Genomic DNA, 1053 nt, shown 5'->3' with positions numbered 1-1053 from the left:
GGCGTTGTTGCAGAACTCTCCCCGTGAAGGATTCACTTGGTGAATCCATGCGGTTAGATGGGCAGCATGAGCAAGCCCAAGCCCGCCCGCTACCGCACCACCAACTGGTCTGCCTACAACGCTGCGCTCAGGAAGCGCGGGTCACTGCTGATCTGGCTGGACAAGGAGATGGACTGGCACGCGCCGCATGAGGGCCGTGCGGGGCGCCCGCCGGTCTTCTCGAACACGGCGATCCAGTTCTGCCTGTCGATCAAGGTGCTGTTCAAGCTGCCGCTCAGGCAGACCGCCGGGATGGTCGCGAGCCTCCTGCGCCTGGCCGGGCTGGACTGGCCCGTTCCGGACTACTCGACGCTGTGCCGCAGACAGAAGACGCTGAAGGTGCAGGTCCCTTATCGCCGTGCTGGCGGGCCGCTGAACCTGCTGGTAGACAGCACCGGCATCAAGTTCTTGGGCGATGGGGAATGGCAGGCCCGCAAGCATGGTGTTCAGGGCCGCCGTCAATGGCGCAAGGTGCATCTGGCCATGGACACCGCCACCTCGGACATTCGCGCGGTGGAATTCACCCCCAGCCGGGAGGGCGACAGCCCCGTCCTGCCGGACCTGCTTGGCCAGATCCCGCAGGACGAGGACATCGGCACCGTGACCGCGGACGGCGCCTACGATACCCGTCGTTGCCACAGCGCCATCATCGCGCGTGGCGGCACGGCGGTCATCCCGATCCGCAAGAACGGTCGCCCGTGGAAGGAGGACTGTCCAGCCGCCCGGGCCCGCAACGAAACCCTGCGCGCAACGCGTCATTATGGCCGCGCGTTCTGGAAGTGTTTGACCGGATACCACGCCCGCAGCCGCGCAGAAGCCAAGATGCGGTGCCTCAAATCCTTCGGCGAGCGCATCGCCGCAAGAGACCCCGACCGCCAGACCGCCGAAATCCACATCCGCGTCGCACTCATCAACCGCTTCAACGCCCTCGGCACAGCCGAGGTCGCCCGCGTCGCCTGAACCTAAAGGGGAAAGGGGAAGTCACGCCTCAAGCCGCCTTTCTGCAACAACGCC

1 protein-coding gene is annotated in these 1053 nt (G+C 65.7%); it reads left to right on the top strand.

Going from position 1 to position 1053, the window contains the following annotated elements:
- Window positions 1-66: 66 nt before the first annotated feature.
- Window positions 67-999 (top strand): IS5 family transposase, encoded by a 933-nt coding sequence (locus AC2SGK_RS18265; protein WP_488324798.1) that lies wholly within the window; start codon window positions 67-69, stop codon window positions 997-999.
- Window positions 1000-1053 lie beyond the last annotated feature (54 nt).

Source organism: Paracoccus sp. NIOT.M2S5SZ12, from assembly GCF_057748165.1.
The sequence above is the reverse complement of the archived record's forward strand: the minus strand, read 5'-3'. Positions and strand labels throughout refer to the sequence as shown.

Coding starts and splice junctions, on each gene's coding strand:
- AC2SGK_RS18265 (WP_488324798.1), top strand. CDS start 67: ATGAGCAAGCCCAAGCCCGCCCGCTACCGCACCACCAACTGGTCTGCC.